The organism is Rhodopseudomonas sp. B29 (assembly GCF_000333455.1).
GTDB lineage: Bacteria > Pseudomonadota > Alphaproteobacteria > Rhizobiales > Xanthobacteraceae > Rhodopseudomonas.
In genome coordinates, this window is the sequence record NZ_BADD01000058.1 from 18,711 (window position 1) to 40,140 (window position 21,430).

The window sequence follows — 21,430 nt, forward strand, 5'->3', positions numbered from 1 at the left end:
GGTGAGGCGCGGAGTGTTAATTACGCCACCTTGCGCAGCCGTTCCGGCAGCTCGCCGGTGTGTTGTTCGGTCACCTCTTCGGTGATGACTTCGAACTTGAGCAGCTGCGCGGTGCCGAACGAGGTCGAGATAGCGGCGTCGGCGGCGTCGCGGCCACGGGCGATGACGACGCGGCCGATGCGCGGGTGATTGTGGCGGGCGTCGAACGTGTACCAGCGGCCGTCGAGGTAGACTTCGAACCAGGCCGAGAAGTCCATCGGCGCCGGGTCGATCGGAACGCCGATGTCGCCGAGATATCCGGTGCAATAGCGCGCCGGGACGTTCATGCAGCGGCACAGCGTGACCGCGAGATGCGCGAAATCGCGGCACACGCCGATGCGCTCGGAATGGCCTTCCGAGGCGGTGCGGTCGTTGCGGGCGTAGTGATAGCCGAACTCGATCTGGTTGTGCGTGTAGTCGACTATCGCCTGCACCAGCCGCCAGCCGGTGAGGCCGCCGAACATCGACCAGGCCAGGTTCGACAGCTTGTCGGTGTCGCAATAGCGGCTGCCGAGCAGATACACCAGCACATCGTCGGGCAGTTCCTGCACCGGCAATTGCCGCGCGTCGGGAGCGACTTCGTCGGGCAGGCCGGAATCGCGGATCAGGAAGTCGTTGCTGATATCGATCCGACCCATCGGCGCGACCAGACGAGTGGAGACGTTACCGAACATGTCGACGAACTCGTGCGACGGCACGTCGGGGGTGAACCGGATCTCGTGCTCGCCGACGATGTCCTGGGCCCGCGACGGATGAACGCTCAGCAAGAGGTTCATCGGCGTATCCTGGAAGCAATAGAAAGCGATGTTGTAACCCGCGCGAATGATCACGAAACGGCTCCATGCCCTGCGTCACTGAAGTTGCATCTTCAATGGCGCAGGGCTGAAACTGTTCCGCGCGAATCGTTCCCTCGGCTGCGCAAATGTGAGGCAGACCAGGGACCTGCGTTTAGTCCTTGAGCCCAAAAAGCAGCACCGAACGTGCCGTGACCTGATACTTGCTGCCGCAGGCAAACGCCTCGCCGGGCTTGCCATCGGGGATATTGGTATCGAGCAACAGCTGCCATTGCGAGCCGTGAGACACTTCGGGCAGGGTGAACTCCACCAGCCCGTCGAAGCTGTTGGTGATCAGCAGCACGGTCTCGTCCTCGGCGATGCGGCGAATGCCGGTCTTGCGGGCGCGGCCGTCGAGTAGCATGCCGAAGCATTTGACGTTGCCGTCCTGCCAGTGCTCCTCCTGCATCGGACCGCCATTGGCGTTGATCCAGGTGACGTCGCAGACTCCGAGCTCTTCGTCATACTGGCCTTGCAGGAAGCGGCTGCGCCGCAGCGTCGGGCATTCGCGCCGCACCGTGATCAGTCGCTTGGTGAACTCGAGCAGATCCTTGGCGGCGTCGTCGTGGTCCCAATGCACCCAGGAGATTTCGTTGTCCTGGCAATAGGCATTGTTGTTGCCCTGCTGAGTGCGGCCGAATTCATCGCCGGCCAGCAGCATCGGCGTGCCTTGGGCGAGCAGCAGGGTGGACAGCATGTTGCGCTTCTGGCGCTCGCGCAATTCCAGGATGGCCTCGTCCTCGGTCGGGCCTTCGGCGCCGCAGTTCCACGAACGATTGTCGGAATGGCCGTCCTTGTTGTCCTCGCCGTTGGCGATGTTGTGCTTCTCGTTGTAGCTGGCCCAATCGTTAAGGGTGAAGCCGTCGTGTGCGGTGATGAAGTTCACGCTCGACCAGGCGCGGCGGCCCTGACGATTGAACACGTCGCCGGAGGCGGCCAGCCGCGGCGCAAGCGCCGATGCCGGGGCTTCGGCGCGCCAATAGTCGCGCACGGTGTCGCGGAACTTGTCGTTCCATTCCGCCCAGCCCGGCGGGAAGCCGCCGACCTGATAGCCGCCGGGGCCGCAATCCCATGGCTCGGCGATCAACTTCACCGAGCTGAGCAACGGATCCTGGTTGACCGCCTTGAGGAAGCCGCTCTGCTCGTCGAAGCCGTAGGTCTCGCGCGCCAGGATGGTCCCGAGATCGAAGCGGAAGCCGTCGATGTGCATCTCGCCGGCCCAGTAGCGTAGCGAGTCGGTGACCATCTGGATCACGCGCGGATGTGACAAGTTGACGGTGTTGCCGGTGCCGGTGTCGTTGATGTAGTAGCGCTTCTTGTCCGGCAGCAGGCGGTAGTAGCTGGCATTGTCGATGCCCTTGAACGACAGCGTCGGCCCGAGTTCGTTGCCTTCGGCGGTGTGGTTGTAGACGACGTCGAGGATCACGGCGATGCCGGCCTCGTGCAGCCGGGACACCATCTCCTTGAACTCGCGCAGCGAGTTCGGCACGTCGGCAGCGTAGCGCGGATCGGGTGCGAAGAAGCCGATGGTGTTGTAGCCCCAGTAGTTGACCAGCTTCTTTTCGAGCAGATAGCTGTCGTCGACGAAGGTGTGGATCGGCAGAAGTTCGACCGCGGTGATGCCGAGCGAGGCGATGTAGTCGACCACGGCCTGGCTGCCGAAGCCCGCGTAGGTGCCGCGCAGATCCTCCGGCACGCCGGGGTGCAGCTTGGTGAAGCCTTTGACGTGAGTCTCGTAGATGATGGTCTGATCCCACGGCACGAATTTGCGGCCGGGTTCGCCGCGCCAGTCGAAGCCGGCATCGACCACCACGCATTTCGGCATGAATGGCGCGGAGTCGCGCTCGTCGAAGGTGGTGTCGTCGCCGCTTTCCATCTTGTAGCCGAACACGGCCGGATCCCACTTCAGCGAGCCGGCATGGGCGCGCGCATAGGGATCGAGCAGCAGCTTGTTGTGATTGAAGCGGTGGCCGTTCTCGGGCTCGTAAGGGCCGTAGACGCGATAGCCGTAAAAGGTGCCCGGACCGACGTCGGGGATGTAACCGTGAAACACCTCGTCGGTGTATTCGGGCAGCTCGATGCGGCGCTCCTTGTCGCCGTCGAACAGACAGACCTCGACCTTGGTGGCGTTGGCGGAGAACAGCGCGAAGTTGGTGCCTGCGCCGTCCCAGCAGGCGCCGAGCGGGTAGGGCAGGCCCTCACACACATTGCTGGCTTCGGTAATGATCTCGGGCGCGGGCCGCGGCGGCGGCGCGGCGGCCGGCTTGGCTTCCGGCTGCGTCGTCTTCGGCGATTCCAGAACGTCGGTTTTATCGGTCATCTTGCCCTCGCGCGCACCAGCACCGCGACGGCTGCGTGCGCAACGCAGGTTCGGCGCGTACCCCATTGATGTGTTGCAAACTGCCCACAGCCTTTTGTAGCGACTGCAACAATGCTCGATGATGAAATTCTGTTCCCTCGCGATCGTTGCTGCAACATCCGGCAACGGTTGCGAAGAGCCGGCGCACAACGAGCATGCACAACGAAGAAGGCCCGGGCCGCATGCGGTCCGGGCCTTCTTCCGGTAAAGCGACCGGAGTTACTTGTTCGACTTCGAGGTCGTCGTGGTGTGCTCCTTGTCGAGCTTCTGCGCCATGTCGAGATGGTGCTGCAGCGTCGGCAGGGTCTTGCCGGCCCAATTCTTCAGCTCGGCATTATCGCCGCCCTTGGCGTAGCGCTGGAACAGCGACACCGCGTCCTGGTGGGCCGAGACCTGGTCGTCGTTATAGGCCGACGAGAACTTGGCGCCATCGGCGGCTTTCAGCTTGTCGAGCTTGCTCTGATGCGCGTCGTCGAGCTTGGTCGGCAGCTCGGCCTTGAGCTTGCCGCTCGACACCATCGACTTCAACTCGGTCGAGGTCTTGGTGTGATCGGCGATCATCTGCTTGGCGAAGCTCTTCTCGGCGGCATTGCCCTTTTCTTCGGCGAGCTTGCTCGACTGGATCTCGAACATGTCGCTGATCGCGACCTGCTGGACGAAGTCGGTGGTGGCCGGCGCCACGCCGAGCGCGGAATTCACGCCGGTCTTTTCGGCGACGGATTCGGCGAAGGCGGGGGTGGCGAGCAACACGCATCCCAGAATGATGGCACTGCGTTTCATGGTGATCTCCTTCAGCTTGCGGCTTTGCGGTTGACGCCTTTGCGCAGCGCCACGGTGTTGAGCTTGGTGTTGGCGGCCTTTTCCTCGTTGAGATTGGTGGTGAGGAAACGCACGATGTCGTCGTGGCCGAGTTCTTCCGCCCAGGCGATCAGCGTGCCGTAGCGGGCGATCTCGTAGTGCTCGACCGCCTGCGCATTGGCGACGATGGCGGCGTCGAGCACGCTCTTGTCGGCGATCTCACCGGCGGTCTCGTTGGACTCTTTGATCAGCCCGTCGATCGCCGGGCAGTCGACGCCCGACGGCTTCTCGCCGAGCTTCTTGAACACCTGGTCGAGTCGCTCGATCTGTTTGTGCGTCTCTTCGAGATGCGCCTTCAGGCCGGCCGCCAGATCGCGATTGGTGGCCTGCTCGATCATCGTCGGCAGCGCCTTGGTGATCTGCTGTTCGGCGTAATAAATGTCGTGGAGGCCATGCAGCAGCAGGTCCTCCATGGTTTGAATGTCCTTGGTGAAGAAACCCATCCTGGCCTCCGCAGGTTTGGCGTGATGCTCCACAACTGGAAGGAGGGGGTTCAGTTCCGGCGCGCGGCGACGGTGGCAGCTGAATGCGGAAATGGTTGCATCATTGCACGGTGCCCGACTTGGAATGAACCGCGGCAGCTTCGCCATGGTTGCGGGCAACCTCACCACCATCATGGTCGGCTAAACCCCGCGATCCATGGCTTCGCTGAGCAGTGACGCCCTAGGCGGCTGGCTGCCGTGAGCTCGGGCTTGGCGGGTATCCGTTACGGGGGGCGTCACGATGCGCCACAGTGCATGTCGACGCTGAAGCGCGTGCTTCGGTGCCTAGGGTGTTGAGGCCGGCATGGCGGCGTGGTAGGGGAACAGCTGCCGCGGGTGTAGCTCAATGGTAGAGCAGCAGCCTTCCAAGCTGAATACGAGGGTTCGATTCCCTTCACCCGCTCCATTGTCCTTGACAGATGCTTTCGAACGGTCGTTCGACGCGGTGTGCCAATTGGGTTGGGTAATTACATTTAGCGGCTTTCTATTCTTTTCCTAAGTGTGGCGAACCAAAATGAATGAAGTTCAGTTCAACATCATCACTGTAGCTGTGATCGCGAACGCTATATTTGTTATTTTGGCCACTTTAATGGGGCCTATCATTGCCGTTTGGATTACGAGAAAGATTGATGCGGAACGCGCTCGAACCACAAGAAAGCTCGATGTCTTCCGAGCCATGATGCGTAATCGGCGAATGCATTTGAGTCCTGATTACGTGAACGCATTTAATCTTATAGAGGTCGAATTCCAAGGGGTTGAGCCGGTAGAGCGCGCCTTCAAAGATGTTTTCAATCATATGAGTGCAAGCGTTAGCCAGCCAGACTGGTTCGACAAGTTTCGTCGGCTCACGACGCGTCTGCTATATGCCATGGGGAAGAATCTAGGCTACGAAATGGAGCAACTTGATGTCTTGGAGGGCGGCTATAACCCGACGGCCTTCGGACAATTAGAGGAAGAACAAGCTACATTTCGGCGCCTGCTAATCGAAGTCCTTCAAGGAAAGCGGAGCCTTCCGGTGCATCAAGGGCCACCGATTATTCCATTGCAGAATGACTCTAGCAGGCCACCGCAAGAGTCGGCTCCCCCGTCTGTGGGCACGTAGCGACCCTAAGGTTGCCCCGGATTTCGATGGCCACGATGCGGACAACCTCGCCCTTTCACACCGGCGGCCAGTTCCGCAGTGCCATGTCGGCGAGCTTGCGGAGTTGCTCGCGAGAGGCACCGCTGGCGGCTTGGACGGCCATGCCTTGCAGGATGGCGGAGATGTAGCGGGCGAGGTCGTCGGCATCGGCCTGCGCCGGTAGGTCGCCATCGGCGATGGCGCGGGCGAAGCGGTCGCGTATGTCCTGTTCGCTCTTGGCGCGGCGCGCGGCCAGTTCCTGCTTGATGGTCTCGGCGGCTTCGCCGCAGCACAGCGCACCTTGCACGGCGAGACAGCCGGGGTGGACCGGATCGGTCATGGCGTCGGCGGCGCCGGTGAGGACGTGCTCGACGACGGCGCGCGCGGTCGGCTGTTGCAGGGCGGTCTGGTAGTAGCCGCCGGGGCCGTCGACATAGCGGTCCAGCGCCTTGCGGAACAGCTCCTCCTTGTTGCCGAAAGCTGCGTAGAGGCTCGGTTTGGTGATGCCCATCGCCTCGGTGAGGTCGGTCATCGACGCACCCTCATAGCCCTTGCGCCAGAACACCTGCAGGGCGCTGTCGAGCGCCGCATCGGCGTTGAATTCGCGGGGGCGGCCCATGGCCATGGTGGTGCTCCTCAGAGTTCTACCAATCGGTAGATAAGTCTCTTGACAGTCGTTGTCGATAGTCCATTTATACCGGGCGGTATGGATATGTGCACTGCAGCGTGGTACGATGGTACATCGGCGCGGCGGTGGCTTCGGACCGCCAGGTATTGAGATCGCAGGGCTTTTTGCAAGCCTGCAAAGATTAAATGGGGTTCACAATGGCCAATCCGTTCGCTCGTAAGATCGTTCTGGGCACCGGAATCGCGGTGATTGCCGCGGCCGTCGGTGGTGGTGCGCTGCTGCTCAACGATGCCCCGGGGGCAGCAGCGCAGGCACAGACTGCGGCGCCGCCGCCGGCGGTCACGGCTTCAGTGGCGACGGTGGAGCCGCGCGAGACCACGCCCTCGGAGGAGTTTTCGGGGCGCCTCGAGGCGGTGGATCGGGTCGAAATCCGTTCGCGCGTCGCCGGCGCCGTGCAGGAGATCCGCTTCCGTGAAGGCGCGCTGGTGAAGCAGGGCGACCTGCTGGTGGTGATCGACCCGTCGCTCTACGCCGCCGAAGTCGATCGCGCTCAGGCTCAGGTGGCCTCGGCGCGGGCGCGGCTGACGCTGACCAAGGCGGACTTTGACCGCGGCCAGCAATTGTCGACCTCGAGCATCACCCAGCGCGAGCTCGACACCCGCGTCAACGCTTATCGTGAAGCCGAAGCGGCGCTGAAGACGGCCGAAGCCGCGCTGAAGACCGCCGAGCTCAACCTCGGCTACACCGAGATCCGCGCGCCGGTGTCGGGCCGCATCGGCAAGGTCGAGATCACCGTCGGCAATCTGATTGCCGCCGGCCCCTCGTCGCCGCTGCTCACCACGCTGGTGTCGATCAATCCGATCTACGCCAGCTTCAATGCCGGCGAGCAGGTGGTGACGCGCGCGCTGAAGACGCTGGCGGACGAGAAGATGCCGGGCGCGATCGACCGCATTCCGGTGCAGATGACGTTGCTGTCGGACAGCAAGCCGGTGAAGGGCAAGATGCAGTTCATCGACAATCAGGTCGACCCTAGCTCCGGCACGGTGCGGGTGCGGGCGGTGTTCGACAATGCCGACGGGCGGCTGATGCCGGGCCAGTTCGCTCGGCTCACCATGGGCCAGCCCAAGCCGGAGCCGGCGCTGCTGGTCAGCGAGCGTGCGGTCGGCACCGACCAGAACAAGAAGTTCGTCATGGTGGTCGATGCCAAGAACCAGGCCGAGTATCGCGAAGTGACGCTCGGCGCCTCGGTCGACGGACTCCGCGTCGTGTCTTCCGGCCTGCAGCCCGGCGAGCGCATCGTCGTCAACGGCCTGCAGCGGGTGCGACCGGGCGTGACCATCAAGCCCGAGATGGTGGCGATGGACGGTACCAGCGGCACCACCGGCAAGGCCGTGGCGCAGAACTAATCGCGTCCGCATCCCGCCTGCGGCGGGGTGCGGACGCTCCTCGGATTGAAATCGCTCAGCTCGCGGCCGCGCGTTCGGCCGCGCAGGAACAATTTGCGCCCGCAACGGGCGATCATGACGGATCACGGCCATGAATTTCTCGAAGTTCTTCATCGATCGCCCGATCTTCGCCGGCGTGTTGTCGGCGGTGATCTTTCTCGCCGGCCTTCTGTCGCTGCCGGTGCTGCCGATCAGTGAATATCCGGAAGTGTCGCCGCCCACCATCGTGGTGACGGCCAACTATCCTGGCGCCAATCCGAAGGTGATCGCCGAGACGGTGTCGACGCCGATCGAAGAGCAGATCAACGGCGTCGAGAACATGCTCTACATGAGCAGCCAGGCGACGACCGACGGCCGGATGACGCTCAACGTCACGTTCCGGCTCGGTACGGACCCCGACAAGGCGCAGCAGCTGGTGCAGAACCGCGTGTCGCAGGCCGAGCCGCGGCTGCCGGCGGAAGTGCGCGCGCTCGGCGTCACCACCATCAAGAGCGCACCCGACCTCACGATGGTCGTGCATCTGATGTCGCCGAACGGCCGCTACGACATGACTTACCTGCGCAACTACGCGGTGCTCAACGTCAAGGACCGGCTGGCGCGCATCGAGGGCGTCGGCCAGGTCCAGCTGTTCGGCTCGGGTGATTACTCGATGCGGATCTGGCTCGATCCGCAGAAGATGGCCGAGCGCGGCCTGTCGCCCGACGACGTCGTGCGCGAGATCCGCGCGCAGAACGTCCAGGCGGCGGCCGGGCAGGTCGGCGGCTCGCCCAACGAGCCCGGGCTCGATCTGCAGCTCTCGATCAATGCCCAGGGCCGGCTGCAGACCGAGCAGGAATTCGGCGACATCATTGTCAAGAACGGCGCCAATGGCGACGTGGTGCGGCTGCGCGACGTCGCACGCATCGAACTCGGCGCCGCCGACTACGCACTGCGCTCGCTGCTCAACAACAAGTCCGCGGTCGCTGTGCCGATCTTCCAGGCGCCAGGCTCCAACGCGATCCAGATTTCCGACAACGTCCGCAAGACGATGAAGGAGCTGAAGGAGAACATGCCGGACGGCGTCGACTACGACATCGTCTACGACCCGACGCAGTTCGTCCGCGCCTCGATCGAGGCCGTGATCCACACGCTGCTGGAAGCCATCGCGCTGGTGGTGCTGGTAGTGATCCTGTTCCTGCAGACCTGGCGGGCCTCGATCATTCCGCTGATCGCGGTGCCGGTGTCGGTGATCGGCACCTTCGCAGTGATGCACGTGTTCGGTTTTTCGATCAACGCGCTGACGCTGTTCGGTTTGGTGCTGGCGATCGGCATCGTGGTCGACGATGCCATCGTCGTGGTCGAGAACGTCGAACGCAACATCGAGCGCGGCCTCGCGCCGAAGGACGCCGCCTACCAGGCGATGCGCGAAGTCACCGGGCCGATCATCGCCATCGCGCTGGTGCTGGTCGCGGTGTTCGTGCCGCTGGCCTTCATCACCGGCCTCACCGGGCAGTTCTACAAGCAGTTCGCCCTGACGGTGGCGATCTCGACGGTGATCTCGGCCTTCAACTCGCTGACGCTGTCGCCGGCGCTGGCCGCGCTGCTGCTGCGCGGTCACGACGCGCCGAAGGACGCGTTGACGCGATTCATGGACCGCACGCTCGGCTGGTTCTTCGTCCGCTTCAACCGCTTCTTCACGCGTAGCTCGGCGGCCTATGGGGGCGGCGTCAAGCGCGTGATCTCGCGCCGAGCGATCGTCATGGGCGTGTACTTGGTGCTGGTCGGTGTCACTGGCTGGCTGTTCCACGCCGTGCCGGGCGGCTTCGTGCCGGGGCAGGACAAGCAATATCTGGTCGGCTTCGCGCAACTGCCGGACGGGGCCACGCTGGACCGCACCGAAGAAGTGATCCGCCGTATGGGCGACATCGCCCAGCAGGAGCCCGGCGTCGAGAACTCGATCCAGTTTCCCGGCCTGTCGATCAACGGCTTCACCAACTCGTCGAACTCGGGCATCGTCTTCATCGGCCTGAAGGACTTCGCCGACCGCAAGAGCCCGGCGCTGAGCGGCAATGCGATCGCGCTGTCGCTGAACAAGAAGTTCGCCGGCATCCAGGATGCGTTCATCGCCATGTTCCCCCCGCCGCCGGTCGCCGGCCTCGGCACCATCGGCGGCTTCAAGCTGCAGATCGAGGACCGCGCCGGCCTCGGCTACGAGGCGCTCAACGACGCCACCAAGGCGTTCGTTGCAAAGGCGTCCGCGCAGAAGGAACTGGCCGGGCTGTTCACCAGCTATCAGATCAACGTGCCGCAGCTCTACGCGGACGTTGATCGCACCAAGGCGCGCCAGCTCAACGTGCCGGTGACGTCGATCTTCGACACCATGCAGATCTATCTCGGTTCGCTCTACGTCAACGACTTCAACAAATTCGGCCGCACCTATTCGGTGCGCGTGCAGGCCGACGCCAAGTTCCGCGCCCGTGCCGACGATGTCGGCCAGCTCAAGGTGCGGTCGGATAGTAACGAGATGATCCCGCTGTCGACGTTGCTGCGCGTCAAGGAGAGCGCAGGGCCGGAGCGGGCGATGCGCTACAACGGCTTCCTCACCGCCGATGTCAGCGGCGGCGCGGCGCCCGGGTTCTCGACCGGGCAGGCGCAGGCCGCGGTCGAGCGCGTCGCCAAGGAGACGCTGCCCAAGGGCATCGGCTTCGAATGGACCGAACTGACTTATCAGGAGATCATCGCCGGCAATTCGTCGCTGATCGTGTTCCCGGTGGCGCTGCTGTTGGTATTCCTGGTGCTGGCTGCGCAATACGAGAGCCTGACGCTGCCGCTGTCGATCATCATGATCGTGCCGATGGGACTACTCGCGGCCATGTTCGGCGTCTGGATCAGCAAGGGCGACAACAACGTCTTCACCCAGATCGGCCTGATCGTACTGGTCGGACTGTCGGCGAAGAACGCCATCCTGATCGTCGAGTTCGCGCGCGAATTGGAGTTCGCCGGGCGCACGCCGATCCAGGCGGCGATCGAGGCCAGCCGGCTGCGGCTGCGGCCGATCCTGATGACCTCGATGGCGTTCATCATGGGCGTGGTGCCGCTGGTGACCTCGACCGGCGCCGGCTCGGAGATGCGCCACGCCATGGGCGTCGCGGTGTTCGCCGGCATGATCGGCGTCACCGCGTTCGGCATCTTCTTTACCCCGATGTTCTACGTGCTGCTGCGCGCGCTCGGCGGCAACCGGCCGCTGACCCAGCATGGCGAGGGCACGGTGGTCGATGCGCCATTGGCGCCGGCACCGCACGGGGCCGAGCCGTCGTTGGCGTCGCACGACTAATTGCAGCGCGCCGCTGAGGATCAGTTGCCTGCGTCAATCTGGCGTGACGTCACGCTCGCGGTAGTGCGCGTGTGTGACGTCGATCATGCGACTTGGCGTCGCGGCCATACGGACTCATCAGCCACCGGCTTCACTCGTTACCGCCGCTTCTCGGACGGGATGAATGAAGTCACGCCGCATGATGGTGTTAGTACGCTTGCGTACAGGGATTAGCCGAACGTAGCAATTGACCCTTTGCTTGCCGCTCCTCAAGACTTCGGGCTCGTCGCCGAAAGAGCGATTTGGCGTGACTGTGCCGGACGATGCCGTCGCTGCCAAAGAATAATAACGAGCCACCGAGGAACCCTCAGAGGAGAGACATATGGCCGACGCCAAATTTTCCATCGATCGCAGAACCGCACTCAAGACCGGATTGGGCGGTGTTGCCGCCCTCGCAACGCCGACGTTTTTCATCCGCGATGCCTGGGCCGATGATTTCTGCAACATGCCCAAGGGCAAGGACGTCGTGTTCGGCTTCAACGTGCCGCAGTCGGGTCCCTATGCCGACGAAGGTGCCGACGAACTTCGCGCCTATCAGCTCGCCGTGAAGCACATCAACGGCGAGGGCGATGGCGGCATGCTCAAGACCATGAAGCCGCTGGCGCTGAAGGGCAACGGCGTGCTCGGCAAGAAGGTCACCTTCGTCTCCGGCGACACCCAGACCAAGGCCGACGCGGCGCGCGCTTCGGCCAAGCGCATGATCGAAAAGGACGGCGCGATCATGATCACCGGCTGCTCGTCGTCGGCGGTGGCCGTCGCGGTGCAGTCACTGTGCCAGGATGCCGGCGTGATCTACATGTGCGGCCTGTCGCACTCCAACGACACCACCGGCAAGGACAAGCGGGCCTACGGCTTCCGCCACTTCTTCAACGCCTACATGTCGGGCGTGGCGCTCGGCCCGGTGCTCGCCGAAGCCTACGGCAAGGATCGCGCCGCGTATCATCTGACTGCCGACTACACCTGGGGTTGGACCCAGGAAGAGTCCATGAAGAACGCCACCGAGAAGGAAGGCTGGAAGACCGTCAAGGCGGTCCGCACCCCGCTCGGCGCCGGCGACTTCTCGCAGTACATCACCCCGGTGCTGAATTCCGGCGCCGATGTGCTGATCCTGAACCACTACGGCAAGGACATGATCAACTCCTTGACCCAGGCGGTACAGTTCGGCCTGCGCGACAAGATGGCCAACGGCAAGAAGTTCGAGATCGTCGTGCCGCTGTTCTCCGAGCTGATGGCGCAGGGCGCCGGCGACGCGATCAAGGGCATCTACGGCACCGCCAATTGGGACTGGAAGCTGGAAGACGCGGCGACCAGCGCGTTCACCAAGTCGTTCGGCGCGGCCTATGGTGCTCCGCCGTCGCAGGCGGCGCAGACCTGCTACGTCCAGGCGATCCTTTACGCGGATGCCTGCCAGCGTGCCGGCTCGTTCAACCCGACCCAGGTGATCAAGGCGCTCGAAGGCTTCGAGTTCGACGGCATGGGCAACGGCAAGACGTTGTACCGCGCCGCCGACCATCAGTGCTTCAAGGACGTGCTGGTGGTGCAGGGCAAGGACAAGCCGAAGGACAAATACGACCTGCTCGAGGTCAAGAAGATCGTCCCGGCCTCCCAGGTCACTTACGACCCCAGCATCTTCGGCGGCGACCTCGGCTCCAAGGACGCCAAGAAGTGCGGCTGATCTGAGCCGGGCGGACTCGCCGCCGGTGAGTCTGCCCCGCACCACGAACCAGCGGTCGGTCGCGCCGTCGGGCGCGGCCGGCCGTCGTGTCTGGCGGTCGCGGCCGTCACGGCGGCGTGACGTCGCCGCCGGCTTCGGTGAGATCCGGACCAACGGGCATCCGGACAAACGATTTTCAGATTTCGCGCCGCGCGGCGATCGCGACGGCGAGCTTGTAGATGGGACACGCGGGCCGCGGTCTGTGCCGTGGACGGAGGAGATGGGCGAGGCATGGACGCGATCATTCTGCAGATACTGAATGGGCTCGACAAAGGCGGGGCGTATGCGCTGATCGCGCTCGGCCTGACGCTGGCCTTCGGCACGCTGGGCGTGGTGAACTTCGCCCACGGCGCGCTGTTCATGCTCGGCGCGTTCTGCGCCGTCACCTTCAACCGGCTGCTGACGCTCGAAATCGTGCGCGTCGATCCGACGCGGCTGACGCCGTGGGGCTCGCCGATGGAGATCAAGACGCCCTACGTGCAGGCGATGCTCGGCGACTGGGGCAAGTTCCTGATCGACTATTCGGTGCCGGTCTCGATCCTGATCGCGATCCCGGTGATGCTGGTGATCGGCATCTTCATCGAGCGCGGCCTGATCCGGTTCTTCTACAAGCGGCCGCACGCCGACCAGATCCTGGTCACTTTCGGCCTCGCCATCGTGCTGCAGGAGATCGTCAAGCAGATCTACGGCGCCAACCCGATCGCGCAATCGGCGCCTGCGATGTTCTCCGGCAGCCTGCAGATCACCGAGGCGATCGTGTATCCGTATTGGCGGATCGTGTATCTCGGTTTTTCGCTGGTGGTGATTGCGGCGGTGTTCGCGTTCCTCCAGCTCACCACGTTCGGCATGGTGGTGCGCGCCGGCATGCAGGACCGCGAGACCGTCGGCCTGCTCGGCATCAACATCGAACGCCGCTTCACGATCGTGTTTGGGCTGGCCGCAGTGGTCGCCGGCGTGGCGGGGGTGATGTACACGCCGATCCTGCCGCCGGACTATCACATGGGCATGGACTTCCTGGTGCTGTCCTTCGTCGTCGTCGTGGTCGGCGGCATGGGCTCGCTGCCGGGGGCGGTGCTGGCCGGCTTCCTGCTCGGCATCCTGCAATCCTTCGCGTCGATGAACGAGGTCAAGGCGCTGGTCCCGGGCATCGACCAGATCATCATCTATCTCGTCGCCGTCGGAATCCTGCTGGTACGCCCGCGCGGGTTGCTGGGGCGCAAGGGCGTGATGGAGAGCTGATCAGATGAAGCACACCTCCAAACTCGCCGACATCGCGCTGCTGATCGGCTTCGCCATCGTGGTGGCACTGGGGCCGGTCATCTTCACGCCGATCGGCGCCGGCTACCCCGATCTGCTCGAAAAGTTCGCGATCTACGGCATCTTCGCGATCGGCTTCAACATCCTGTTCGGGCTCACCGGCTATCTGTCGTTCGGCCACGCGGCATTTCTCGGCGTCGGCTCCTACGCGGCGGTGTGGTCGTTCAAGCTGTTCTCGATGGACCTGCTGCCGGCGGTGGTGCTGGCGATGGTCCTCGCCGGGCTGCTCGCAGCCGCGATCGGCTTCGTCAGCCTGCGGCGCTCCGGCATCTACTTCTCGATCCTGACGCTGGCCTTCGCGCAGATGTGCTACAACATGGCGTATTCGGTGCTGACGCCGATCACCAACGGCGAGACCGGGCTGCGCATCTTGCGCGACGATCCGCGCGTGCTCGACGCCGCGATCGGCTATCACTCCTCGACTCCCTCGCTGTTCGGCATGGCGATCAGCGGCTGGACCGGGTTCTACATCTGCGGCGCGGTGCTGGTCGTAGCGTTCGGTCTGTCGATCGCGATCTTCCGCTCGCCGTTCGGCATGACGCTGCGGGCCATCAAGTCGAACCAGAACCGGATGGGCTACACCGGCTATCACACCCGGCCGTACCTGCTCTCGGCCTTCGTGATCTCCGGCATGTTCGCCGGACTCGCCGGCGCGCTACTCGCCGCCACCGATCCGCTGGCCGGCGCCGAGCGGATGCAATGGACGGCCTCCGGCGAGGTGGTGCTGATGACCATTCTGGGCGGCGCCGGCACGCTGCTCGGGCCGGTGCTCGGCACCGGCATCATCAAGTACTTCGAGAACATCTTCTCGGCCTATAACGACGCCCAGCTCGCCTCGATCTTCTCGTTCCTGCCCGACACCGTGCGCGTCTATGCCGTGAAGACGGTCGGCCTGTTCGTCGGCGAGGGCTGGCAGCTCACCCTCGGGCTGCTGTTCATGGCCGTGGTGATCTTCCTGCCCGGCGGCGTGATGGAGGGCATCAACCGGCTGATCGGCCTGAAGCACACGCCGAAGGTCAAGTCGCTCGGCGACTCGCCGCAGCGCGATGGCCTCGGCGAGAGCGTGATCGAGGAGATGCCGCCGAGCTACGGCGCGGCCCAGGCGGAGCAGAAATCCGCGGAGAAGAAGAGGGCCGTTACGCCATGACCGCGATAGCAACCTCGAACAACGACATCGTCCTGCACATCGACCACGTCCACAAGACATTCGCGGGACTGCACGCGCTGGCCGACGTGAATCTCGACATTCGCGAGGGCGAGACCCACGCCATCATCGGCCCGAACGGCGCCGGCAAGTCGACGCTGCTCAACGTCTGCGTCGGTGTGCTGCCGCCGACGCGGGGCAAGGTGATGTTCCACGGCACCGAGCTGACCGGTCTGCCGCCTTACGAGATCAACCAGCTCGGCGTCGCGCGGGTGTTTCAGACCCCGGAGATCTTCGGCGATCTCACCGTGCTGGAAAACGTCATGATGGCGATGCTGTCGCATCAGGACGGTGCGTTCCGGCTCAAGCTGGTGTCGCGGTTCGACGAGCAGGGCGAGATCGGCCAGCGTGCGATCGCCGCACTACGCGACCGCGGGCTCGGCGAGCATCTCTATCATCTGGCCGGCGCGCTGTCGCGCGGCGACAAGCGGCGGCTCGAGTTGGTGATGGGGCTGGTGCAGAAGCCGAAGCTGTTACTGCTCGACGAGCCGACCGCCGGCATGGCGCGCGCCGACACCAATGCGACGATCGACATCCTGCGGCAGATCAAAGAGTCGGGGATGACGATCGTCATCATCGAGCATGACATGCATGTGGTGTTCTCGCTCGCCGACCGGATCACGGTGCTGGCCGGCGGCCGCGTCATCGCCCAAGGCGTGCCGGACGAGATCAAAGGCAACCCCAAGGTGATCGAAGCCTATCTCGGCGAGGAGCAAGTATGAGCACGATGACCGCCGAGCGCACCGACGCGGCGCAGGCCGCGGCGCCGTTTTTTTCCTGCCGCAACCTCAACGCCTATTACGGCGACAGCTACATCGTTCAGAACGTCTCGTTCTCGCTCAACAAAGGCGAGATCCTGGCGCTGCTCGGCCGTAACGGCGCGGGCAAGACCTCGACGCTGCGGGCGATCGCGCGGGCGTCGTCACCGGAGTTGCACAGCGGCGAGGTGATCCTCGACGGCGTCAAGCTGCACGGCAAGCCGAACTATTTCGCCGCACAGGCCGGCATCCAGCTGGTGCAGGAGGATCGCCGCATCATCCCGGGCATGACGGTGGAGCAGAATTTGCAGCTGGCGATCATCTCCGGCAGCGTCGGCTGGTCGTTCGAGCGGATCTACGAGCTGTTCCCGCGGCTCGCCGAGCGGCGCAAGCAGGAAGGCGTGACGATGTCAGGCGGCGAGCAGCAGATGCTGGCGATCGCCCGCGCGCTCGCCCGCGACCTCAAGCTGCTGCTGCTTGACGAGCCCTATGAGGGGCTGGCGCCGGTGGTCCGGCACGACATCGCCAAGGCGCTGCGCGAGGTCCGCGCCGCCGGCATCACCTCGATCATCGTCGAGCAGAACGCCGTCGCGGCGCTGGAACTCTCCGACCGCGCCGTGATCCTCGACACCGGCGAGGTCGTCTACGACGGCTCCGCCAAGCACGTGCTGGACAGCGAAGAATTGCGGCATCGCTACCTGGCGATTTGAGGGGCGCGATCGGTTTTCGTCCTGGGGGGCCGTCATCCTGAGGTGCTCGCCCGCAGGGCGAGCCTCGAAGGATGACTTCTACGCACACCAAGCAAGCTACTTGTCACGCGGCCGTCCCGCGCGACGCCGCGCGTATTGCTGAACACCGCCCCAGTCGCCTCGAATCAGCGCTTCTTTCTTGGCGCGGCTCCAGCCCTTCATCTGCCGCTCAACCGCGATGCCATCGGTGATGCGATCAAAGTGGCCGGACCAGACCAGCGTCACCGGCCTTCGGCTGGAGGTGTAGCCGGGAAACGTTCCTGCGTCATGTTGCGCAATCCGAGTGGAAAGATCATCGCCGGTGGCGCTGCCGATATAGTAGGAGCCATCGGCGCAGCGGAGCATGTAGACGTAGATGCCCATGGCGGTCATCCTTCGAGGCTCGCCCTGCGGGCGAGCACCTCAGGATGACGGTGCTTTGGAGTCAACGCGTAGTAAAGGCGAAGAGCAAACTTACCGCCGCCGTGCCGCAGTCTTTTCGCTTCCCGCTGCCCCGCCGCCGGTCAGCGCCAGCGTCGCCACCGCAACCACGCGTTCGATCACCCCAATAACATCGTCGACGTCGCATTTGCCGTCTGACAGCCGCGTCAGGCGTTCGCTGTCGCGCACCGTCTGGTGCGCCATGGCGAGGGCGAAGTGCAGGCCCCAGTAGATGTCTTCGTCGGATTTGCCGGGCAGCGAGCGGCGCATTGCGGCGGCGAATTTGCGTAAGTGATCGATCTCGCGATTCTTGATCTTGCGGATCGGCGGGATGGTTTCGATCGAGGCGCGGATCATGAAGCGGGCGGCGTCGGAGCGTTCGCTGCCGGGGCCGAGGCAGCCGCGTAGCGTCGGGCCGATGAGAGCGCGGAGTACGGCCTCGATGGGCGCACGACCATTGCCCTCGGCCTCCGCGGCCTTGAGTTCGTTGAGCCGCTCGCGGTTCAGCGCGATCGAACGCGTCACGAACAATTCGGCGATCAGTTCGTCCTTCGAGCCGAAGTGATAGTTCACCGCCGCGAGATTGACGTCGGCCGCTGCGACGATGTCGCGCAGCGTCACTTCGCCGAAGCCTCGGTCGGCATAGAGCCGTTCGGCGGCGCGCAGGATCGCGGTGCGGGTGAGGTCGGTGGACATGCCGCCTGCTGGAAAATGATCGAACTTGCTTTTCAAACGTGTGTATGAAACTATCGTTTTATGGTCGGAAGTCAATGCGCGCCCGCGCGGCGGCCCGGCCAATCGGTCCCGCCGGATGCCGCGGGAGCGCAGATTGGGTGCTTTGCTGCATCCGTGCCTGCGCTCGCGAAAAGGCTTGCGGCAATTCGCCGGGAGCGAGACAGTGCCGGCGAACCAAGGCCGGTGAACCAGGTCTGGAAAACACAAGAGGATCGCCCGATGGATTTCACGATGTCCCCCCGCCAGCGGGAATGGCTCGACCGCGTCACTGCCTTCATGGACACGCATGTCCGTCCGGCGGTGCCGATCTACAAGCAGCAGGATGCCGAGGGCGACCGCTGGAAGGTCATTCCGATCCTCGAAGACCTGAAGAAGAAGGCCAAGGCCGAAGGCCTGTGGAACATGTTCATGCCGCCGTCGTCGCACGACGACGATGAATTCCACGGCGCGGGACTGAGCAATCTCGAATACGCGCTGCTCTCCGAGCAGATGGGCCACATCTATTGGGCCTCCGAAGTGTTCAACTGCTCGGCGCCGGACACCGGCAATATGGAAGTGCTGATGCGCTACGGCACCAAGGAGCAGAAGCGCAAATGGCTGCGCCCCTTGATGGACGGTGAGATCCGCTCGGCGTTCCTGATGACCGAGCCGGCGGTGGCTTCGTCCGACGCCACCAACATCGAGACCCGGATCGAGAAGGATGGCGATCACTACGTCATCAACGGGCGCAAGTGGTGGTCGTCGGGCGTCGGCGATCCGCGCTGCAAGGTCGCGATCGTGATGGGCAAGACCGATCTGTCGGCCGCCAAGCATCAGCAGCAGTCGCAGATCCTGGTGCCGCTCGACACGCCCGGCATCACCATCGAGAAGATGCTGCCGGTGTTCGGCTTTGACGACGCGCCGCACGGCCACGGCATGGTCAAGCTCGAGAACGTCCGCGTTCCGGCGTCGAACCTGCTGCTCGGCGAAGGCCGCGGCTTCGAGATCGCGCAGGGCCGCCTCGGCCCGGGCCGCATCCATCACTGTATGCGCACCATCGGCAAGGCCGAAGAGGCGCTGGAGAAGATGGTGAAGCGGCTGCAGTCGCGCACCGCGTTCGGCAAGAAGATCATCGAGTATTCGATCTGGGAGCAGCGCATCGCCGAGGCTCGCACCGACATCGAGATGAACCGGCTGCTTTGCCTCAAGGCCGCCGACATGATGGACAAGGTCGGCAATAAGACCGCGCAGCTCGAGATCGCCATGATCAAGGTGGCGGCGCCCAACATGGCGCTGAAGATCATCGACAACGCCATCCAGGCGTTCGGCGGTGCCGGCGTGTCGGACGAGGCGGGCCTCGCCAAGGACTACGCCAACATCCGCACGCTGCGTCTCGCCGACGGTCCGGACGAGGTGCACAACCGCGCTATCGCCCGCCTCGAGCTGAAGAAATACGCCAACGCGCCGACCAACCACTAAGGTCGGGGCGTCGCAACCTTCAACAGTGTCATCGCCGGACTTGATCCGGCGATCCATCTTCTGAATAGATGGATGCCCGGGTCAAGCCCGGGCATGACGATCTAGAAAAACAAGCTCCACCGCCGTCAGGCGGACAAAGAGTGGGGACTCAGTTGGTCGGTTTCCGCAAAGACGACGACTACACCGGCACAAAGCCGGTCGAGGAACGCCACCGCATCGACGAAGCCAGGCTGGCCGAGTGGATGCAGTCCAATGTCGAGGGCTATGCCGGGCCGCTCGAAGTGCAGCAATTCAAGGGCGGCCAGTCCAACCCGACCTATCGGCTGAACACGCCGAGCCGCTCCTATGTGATGCGGCGCAAGCCGTTCGGCAAACTGCTGCCGTCCGCCCATGCGGTCGATCGTGAGTTCAAGGTGATCGCCGCGCTCGGCAAGCAGGGCTTCCCGGTCGCGCACGCCTATGCGCTGTGCATGGACGACAGTGTGATCGGCGCCGCCTTCTACATCATGTCGATGGAAGAGGGCCGGGTGTTCTGGGATCCGACGCTGCCGAGCCAGCCGCCGGAGATGCGCCGCGCGATCTTCACCAGCAAGATCGAAACGCTGGCGCTGCTGCACTCCTACGATCCGGAGAAGATCGGCCTCGGCGACTTCGGCAAGCCGGGCAATTATTTCGCCCGACAGGTCGATCGCTGGACCAAGCAGTATCGCGCCTCGGAGACGCAATCGATCCCGGAGATGGACCGGCTGATCGAATGGCTGCCGAGCACGTTGCCCGAGCAGAAGCGCGTCAGCGTCGTGCACGGCGACTACCGGCTCGACAACATGATCTTCCACGCCACCGAACCGAAGGTGCAGGCGGTGCTGGACTGGGAGCTGTCGACGCTGGGTGATCCGATGGCGGATTTCACCTATCTGTTGATGCAGTGGATCATGCCGGGTCTCGACGGCGCCGACTTCAAGGCGCTGAACCTGCCGACCATGGACGAGGCCGCGGCGATCTATTGCAAGGCGGCCGGCATCGACGGCGTGCCGGATCTGAACTGGTACTTCGCCTACAACACGTTCCGCCTCGCCGGCATCACCCAGGGTATCGCCGGCCGTATCCGCGACGGGACGGCGGCGTCCGACAAAGCCAAGGAATCCGCCGCCCGCACGGTGCCGCTGGCCCAGGCGAGCTGGGCCTACGCCCAGAAGGCGGGCGCGAAGTAGTTACGGTTATCGAGATAAGAAAAGGCGCGGTCCGCAAGGATCGCGCCTTTGTTCTTCTCCCCGTCATTCCGGGGCGCTCGCGTAGCGAGCGAACCCGGAATCCCGAGGTGGTAAGCAAAGAGATTCCGGGTTCGCGCCTACGGCGCGCCCCGGAATGACATAAGCGTAGCAACCATTAAAGCGCGATAGGGTTTTCCACCCATGGGGAGCCGCGCTGGACGACGGTGTTGGCGTAGATGAGAAGCTTGCGAGCACAGGCGACGAGGACGTAGTTGTGTGCATGGCCTCGAGCTCTGTGATGGGCGTAAAAAGCGCACAGGGCCTTGTTCCAGCGGAAGGAGGCCGGCAGCGCTGCGGCGAACAGCGAGCGCCGTAAGCGGGCTCGGCCGCCGCCGATATGGCGCTCTCCCTTGTGCTTGCCGCTTTCATCGTCGAACGGCGCCAGGCCGGCGAGAGCCGCGGCCTTTTCTCGGCTGATTTGGCCGAGTTCGGGCATGCGGATGATCAGTGCCAGTGCCGTCCGCTCACCGATGCCGGGGACGCTGAGCACGAGATCGAGACGCTGCGCCAGATCGGCATGTTGGCGCAATTGGCCGGCAATTCTTGCGAGCTCGGCGAGCCGTCGCGCCTTCAGCCGATCGATGTCACCCAGGACCAGCCGCCGCCGCCGTGGCTCGTCGATATGTTCGAGCCGGGTCTTGAGCCGGGCGATGTCTTCTTCGATCTGCTCGACGAACGTCAGGTGATC

General features: G+C 64.0%; 19 protein-coding genes and 1 tRNA gene. 12 read left to right on the plus strand and 8 right to left on the minus strand.

Annotation, left to right across the window (positions count from 1 at the left end):
* Positions 1-20: 20 nt before the first annotated feature.
* From I5M_RS01975 to I5M_RS01990, 4 genes are all read right to left on the minus strand, one after another.
* Complete coding sequence (locus I5M_RS01975) at positions 21-869, minus strand: transglutaminase family protein (protein WP_022719868.1); 849 nt, start codon at positions 867-869, stop codon at positions 21-23.
* Between the two features lie 118 nt (positions 870-987).
* A complete protein-coding gene (gene glgX / locus I5M_RS01980) occupies positions 988-3,192 on the minus strand; it encodes a glycogen debranching protein GlgX (protein ID WP_031335043.1) in 2,205 nt (734 codons plus the stop codon).
* 258 nt (positions 3,193-3,450) lie between these two features.
* On the minus strand, positions 3,451-4,011 hold the full coding sequence (locus I5M_RS01985) for a DUF4142 domain-containing protein (RefSeq protein ID WP_022719870.1): 561 nt from the start codon (positions 4,009-4,011) through the stop codon (positions 3,451-3,453).
* A gap of 11 nt (positions 4,012-4,022) precedes the next feature.
* The gene (locus I5M_RS01990; RefSeq protein ID WP_022719871.1) at positions 4,023-4,532 is read right to left on the minus strand and encodes a ferritin-like domain-containing protein; all 510 of its coding nucleotides are present in this window, start codon (positions 4,530-4,532) and stop codon (positions 4,023-4,025) included.
* 371 nt (positions 4,533-4,903) lie between these two features.
* On the opposite strand from I5M_RS01990, the gene I5M_RS01995 reads away from it, so the two are divergent.
* Both I5M_RS01995 and I5M_RS02000 read left to right on the plus strand, forming a co-directional pair.
* Positions 4,904-4,977 (plus strand) — tRNA-Gly (locus I5M_RS01995).
* A gap of 108 nt (positions 4,978-5,085) precedes the next feature.
* Positions 5,086-5,673, plus strand: a complete 588-nt coding sequence (locus I5M_RS02000; protein WP_022719872.1) for a DUF6680 family protein — start codon at positions 5,086-5,088, stop codon at positions 5,671-5,673.
* A 55-nt stretch (positions 5,674-5,728) separates the two neighbouring features.
* On the opposite strand, the gene I5M_RS02005 is transcribed toward I5M_RS02000, so the two are convergent.
* A complete protein-coding gene (locus tag I5M_RS02005) occupies positions 5,729-6,316 on the minus strand; it encodes a TetR/AcrR family transcriptional regulator (RefSeq protein WP_022719873.1) in 588 nt (195 codons plus the stop codon).
* Positions 6,317-6,516: 200 nt separating this feature from the next.
* Between I5M_RS02005 and I5M_RS02010 the strand changes: the two genes are divergently transcribed.
* The 7 genes from I5M_RS02010 to I5M_RS02045 all read left to right on the plus strand — a co-directional run bounded on the left by I5M_RS02010 (position 6,517) and on the right by I5M_RS02045 (position 16,819).
* Positions 6,517-7,725, plus strand: coding sequence for an efflux RND transporter periplasmic adaptor subunit (locus I5M_RS02010; RefSeq protein ID WP_022719874.1), 1,209 nt, complete (start codon positions 6,517-6,519; stop codon positions 7,723-7,725).
* Between the two features lie 130 nt (positions 7,726-7,855).
* A complete protein-coding gene (locus tag I5M_RS02020) occupies positions 7,856-11,077 on the plus strand; it encodes an efflux RND transporter permease subunit (RefSeq protein WP_022719876.1) in 3,222 nt (1,073 codons plus the stop codon).
* Between the two features lie 361 nt (positions 11,078-11,438).
* On the plus strand, positions 11,439-12,791 hold the full coding sequence (locus I5M_RS02025) for a substrate-binding protein (RefSeq protein ID WP_022719877.1): 1,353 nt from the start codon (positions 11,439-11,441) through the stop codon (positions 12,789-12,791).
* Between the two features lie 270 nt (positions 12,792-13,061).
* Positions 13,062-14,069 carry a branched-chain amino acid ABC transporter permease gene (locus tag I5M_RS02030; RefSeq protein ID WP_022719878.1) on the plus strand — a complete coding sequence of 336 codons (1,008 nt, stop codon included), beginning with the start codon at positions 13,062-13,064 and terminating at the stop codon, positions 14,067-14,069.
* A gap of 4 nt (positions 14,070-14,073) precedes the next feature.
* Complete coding sequence (locus I5M_RS02035) at positions 14,074-15,294, plus strand: branched-chain amino acid ABC transporter permease (RefSeq protein ID WP_022719879.1); 1,221 nt, start codon at positions 14,074-14,076, stop codon at positions 15,292-15,294.
* The gene (locus I5M_RS02040; protein ID WP_022719880.1) at positions 15,291-16,073 is read left to right on the plus strand and encodes an ABC transporter ATP-binding protein; all 783 of its coding nucleotides are present in this window, start codon (positions 15,291-15,293) and stop codon (positions 16,071-16,073) included. The genes I5M_RS02035 and I5M_RS02040 overlap by 4 nt, the downstream gene beginning before the upstream one ends.
* Complete coding sequence (locus I5M_RS02045; RefSeq protein WP_022719881.1) at positions 16,070-16,819, plus strand: ABC transporter ATP-binding protein; 750 nt, start codon at positions 16,070-16,072, stop codon at positions 16,817-16,819. Before I5M_RS02040 ends, I5M_RS02045 begins: the two co-directional genes overlap by 4 nt.
* Before the next feature lie 96 nt (positions 16,820-16,915).
* On the opposite strand, the gene I5M_RS02050 is transcribed toward I5M_RS02045, so the two are convergent.
* Both I5M_RS02050 and I5M_RS02055 read right to left on the minus strand, forming a co-directional pair.
* A complete protein-coding gene (locus I5M_RS02050; RefSeq protein WP_031335045.1) occupies positions 16,916-17,221 on the minus strand; it encodes a GIY-YIG nuclease family protein in 306 nt (101 codons plus the stop codon).
* 90 nt (positions 17,222-17,311) lie between these two features.
* Positions 17,312-17,974 (minus strand): TetR/AcrR family transcriptional regulator, encoded by a 663-nt coding sequence (locus tag I5M_RS02055; RefSeq protein ID WP_031335047.1) that lies wholly within the window; start codon positions 17,972-17,974, stop codon positions 17,312-17,314.
* 258 nt (positions 17,975-18,232) lie between these two features.
* Between I5M_RS02055 and I5M_RS02060 the strand changes: the two genes are divergently transcribed.
* Both I5M_RS02060 and I5M_RS02065 read left to right on the plus strand, forming a co-directional pair.
* Entirely contained in the window at positions 18,233-19,471 is a 1,239-nt protein-coding gene (locus I5M_RS02060) for an acyl-CoA dehydrogenase family protein (protein ID WP_022719884.1), read from the plus strand.
* Between the two features lie 152 nt (positions 19,472-19,623).
* Positions 19,624-20,682, plus strand: a complete 1,059-nt coding sequence (locus I5M_RS02065; RefSeq protein WP_022719885.1) for a phosphotransferase family protein — start codon at positions 19,624-19,626, stop codon at positions 20,680-20,682.
* A gap of 175 nt (positions 20,683-20,857) precedes the next feature.
* Here I5M_RS02065 and I5M_RS33460 read toward each other — a convergent pair whose 3' ends face one another.
* Positions 20,858-21,178 (minus strand): transposase, encoded by a 321-nt coding sequence (locus I5M_RS33460; RefSeq protein ID WP_244431913.1) that lies wholly within the window; start codon positions 21,176-21,178, stop codon positions 20,858-20,860.
* Here I5M_RS33460 and I5M_RS33465 point away from each other — a divergent pair.
* On the plus strand, positions 21,161-21,430 hold a 270-nt coding region (locus tag I5M_RS33465), incomplete at its 3' end, for a hypothetical protein (RefSeq protein WP_244431914.1). The two genes, I5M_RS33460 and I5M_RS33465, sit on opposite strands and share 18 nt — an antisense overlap.